Here is a 3,298-nt window from a genome sequence, read left to right as displayed (position 1 = left end):
GGCTAACTCCAGATCATCGACGCGGAGGTAGAGCAGCGCTGACGGTGCCGCGCTCTCGAGTAGCAAACGGACGCCGTCGAGATCGAAGAACACCAAACCGGGCGGATCGAATCGGGCCACAGGGGCGGAGCCGAGCAGTGCGGAATAGAAGGCTGTGGCGCGTTCCAGATCGACCACGCGCTGGGCTACTTGGACGAGAGACGCCATGCTCATTTGCCGTCGCCGTGCACGTCTCGAATGACGGCGAGGGAGCGATCGAGTAGTTCCCGCAGCGCATCTTGGTCCACCCCCGACAATCGGGGGAGGTAGAGGCACGCGCTACTGGTGCGGTGTGGACCGAGCCGCTCGAGCAGGTCGGGCCACCGCTCGGCAAACCCCTCGACCAGGTAAAGCGTGTGCTTGGACCCGGAAGCGAAGGCGATCTCAGGCGCGATACCCTCTCGCCCGCTGTCGTACGCGTAGCCGTATTGGCCGAACCCGACAATCCGTTCCGCCCACACCACCGGCGGGCGCTGTGCAACGTGCTCGAAGAGCTCGAGGAGTTCGGTTACCTCGCCGCGTCGTGGCCCGGTTGCCCGGTCCAGCGCCTCGTCGACGCTGGTGTCGGAAGGCATCACGAGGCGGTCTCCGTTGCTCGCTGCGATTCGATGTATGCCTTGAGTCGGGCCAGATGGTCGCCGTCCTCCTTCTTTGTGATCGCGGCCACCAGGGGCAGCATCATCCGCCGCAGTCCGCCGGCGGCGAGCTCGCACGTCCACTCGATCCGCGTGCCGGTGCCGGCCGGGTGCAGCCGGTAGACGTAGGTCGCGGTGATGCCCTCCGCCTCGCTGGCGACCGCAAAAGCGGTGGGCGGCTCGAGAGCCACGATCTGCAGCTGCCCCGTCGCCTCCTTGCTCTTCACTCGGCGCGTCTCCTCGATGACGGACCCCACAGCGAGCGGGCCATCCGTCACCTTCACGCTCTTCACGACACCGTCGACGTAGTCGACCGCCCTTGTGGGATCTGCCAGCACTGCGAACACTTCCTGTTGCGATCTGTCGATGTGCTCGGTGAACTCGAAAGCGATCATGGGCCTTCTCCTGGGTGATGGTCGGGGTGGTGATCAAGAGGCACATAGGCGTCTGTCCAGCTGACGCGAACGGCGTCGTTCGCGCGCTGGTCGACGTGATGGATCTCGAAGGGCGGTGCGCAGCGCAACCGCCACCCTTCTGAGGGCATCCATTGCACCCCGATAGCCGCGAAGGTCTTCGCGATCTGCTCTGCACCGCCGGTGTGCCGATGCGCGACGCACACCTGCGCCGGCATCTGGCGGTAGGTGAAGGGGTGGGGTGGATCTATCGGTGCGGCAATGGGGATGCCAGCGTCGAAGCGGATCTGCTCGTTGTCCACCACGTAAGGGTCATCTGGGGTGATGCCCACGAGGAGGTCGGAGGAGTGGGCGATGCCGTGCTCTATCGCGAAGGCCCTCAGCTGCTGCCACGGCTCGACCGATGGGTGCCCGATGCCGAGGCCGTTGTACCCGCGATGACGGAGGACGAGCAGGTGCCGCTCGGGGGTGCTCTCAACCCGTACCGGGACGGCATCGAGGTCATAACGGAGTGTCAGCGGCGTCTCTTCTGCGAAGCCCGCAAACGTCGTGCTCTGCTGCGCCAGGTCCGCGTGCTCGCGGTACGCGCGCAGCATCCTCCGATACTCCGATGGACTGATCTCGAACCGCTGCACGAACGCGCGTGTGAAGGTCTCGGGCGTTGCGAACCCGGATTCCAACCTGGAGTCCCGCGGGGTGGTGGTCTTTCGGGCCCGCGGCGTCGTGACCGCGACGGGGTGAGCCATCGTGCGATGGTCAGTGAGAACGACCAAGAACTCACACAGAAAGACGACACCGCACGATGGCTCTTGACCAGTCTGCCCTCCTCGAGCTGCTCGGGGAACTGAAGCTCACCGGCACCACCGACCGCATCCGAGCCGCGACCGAGCGGCTCTACCAGGAGCTGATCGACGCGGAGACAGCCGCATTCATCGGCGCCGCCCCCTACGAGCGCACGAGCGAGCGCACGACTACCCGCAACGGTTCCCGGCCGCGGGTGCTGTCGACCACGGCTGGGGATCTGGAGTTGCGGATCCCGAAGTTGCGGCAGGGGTCGTTCTTCCCGTCGCTGCTGGAGCGGCGCCGCCGGGTCGACCAAGCCTTGTTCGCGGTCGTGATGGAGGCCTACCTCCACGGCGTCTCAACCCGGAAGGTCGATGACCTCGTCAAAGCGCTCGGCGCTGACACTGGCATCTCGAAGTCCGAGGTGTCCCGCATCTGCCAAGGGCTCGACGCCGAGGTCGCATCGTTCCGCGACCGCTCGCTGTCTGACATCGCCTACCCCTACGTGTTCCTCGACGCGACCTACTGCAAGGTCCGCATCGACCACCGTGTCGTGTCCCAGGCGGTCGTCGTCGCGATCGGCGTCGCCGCTGACGGGCGGCGGGTCGTGCTGGGCTTCGATGTCGGAGACAGCGAGACCGAGGAGTTCTGGAAGCAGTTCCTGCGCTCGTTGAAGACACGAGGTCTGGGCGGGGTGAAGCTGGTGATCTCCGACGCCCACGCCGGACTGAAGAAGGCCGCAGCGACCGTGTTGCAGGGCGCCGCCTGGCAGCGCTGCCGCGTCCACTTCATGCGCAACGTCCTGACCGCCCTCCCGAAGGGCCGGCAGGAGATGGTCGCCAGCGTGATCCGCACGATCTTCGCCCAACCCGACGCCGAGCACATCGATGCCCAGTTCGACGAAGTCGTGCGCATGATCGAGCGCGTCCACCCCAAGACCGCCGTGATGCTCACCGACGCCCGTGACGACATCCTCGCGTTCAAAGCGTTCCCCGCCCGGCATTGGCGACAGATCTGGTCCACGAACCCGCTGGAACGCCTCAATCGGGAGATCAAGCGCCGCACCGACGTCGTTGGCGTGTTCCCGAACAACGCCGCCCTGCTCCGCCTGGCCGGCTCCGTCCTCGTCGAGCAACACGACGAATGGGAAGCCGCCGACCGCCGCTACTTCTCCGAAGCCTCCATGACCGAGCTCACCGCGACCACCCCCACCATCGACGAGGCGGTGATACTCCCCGAGATCACCGCCGCCTAAACTAACGACAGCTGATCATCGCAACGAAGCGAAAGACCACCACTCAAACGGACGCGGCCCTACCGGGAGTCGAAGGTCCGAGTCTCGGAACGGCACCGGCGCCAGGTTGTCGTCGAGATCACGTTCGCTTCCCCCCATGACCTCATCCGGTGGGAGGACAGTAAGGAGCGGCA

The 3,298-nt window shown here is 65.9% G+C and carries 5 protein-coding genes; 1 reads left to right on the top strand and 4 read right to left on the bottom strand.

Annotated features, from left to right (window positions below; translation table 11 throughout):
* From Q0D57_RS19295 to Q0D57_RS19280, 4 genes are all read right to left on the bottom strand, one after another.
* Window positions 1-207 (bottom strand): VOC family protein (locus tag Q0D57_RS19295; protein ID WP_366518649.1); only part of this gene is annotated, 207 nt, incomplete at its 3' end.
* Window positions 208-209: 2 nt separating this feature from the next.
* Entirely contained in the window at window positions 210-614 is a 405-nt protein-coding gene (locus Q0D57_RS19290) for a DUF1801 domain-containing protein (RefSeq protein WP_062637438.1), read from the bottom strand.
* Window positions 614-1,069, bottom strand: coding sequence for an SRPBCC family protein (locus Q0D57_RS19285; RefSeq protein WP_054687628.1), 456 nt, complete (start codon window positions 1,067-1,069; stop codon window positions 614-616). The genes Q0D57_RS19290 and Q0D57_RS19285 overlap by 1 nt, the downstream gene beginning before the upstream one ends.
* A complete protein-coding gene (locus tag Q0D57_RS19280) occupies window positions 1,066-1,833 on the bottom strand; it encodes a GyrI-like domain-containing protein (protein ID WP_067121902.1) in 768 nt (255 codons plus the stop codon). Before Q0D57_RS19280 ends, Q0D57_RS19285 begins: the two co-directional genes overlap by 4 nt.
* 56 nt (window positions 1,834-1,889) lie before the next feature.
* On the opposite strand from Q0D57_RS19280, the gene Q0D57_RS19275 reads away from it, so the two are divergent.
* Complete coding sequence (locus tag Q0D57_RS19275; protein ID WP_046746337.1) at window positions 1,890-3,125, top strand: IS256 family transposase; 1,236 nt, start codon at window positions 1,890-1,892, stop codon at window positions 3,123-3,125.
* Window positions 3,126-3,298 lie beyond the last annotated feature (173 nt).

It is taken from the genome of Herbiconiux sp., from assembly GCF_023264895.1.
Taxonomy (GTDB): Bacteria; Actinomycetota; Actinomycetes; order Actinomycetales; family Microbacteriaceae; genus Herbiconiux.
This window is presented reverse-complemented; position numbering and strand designations above follow the sequence as displayed.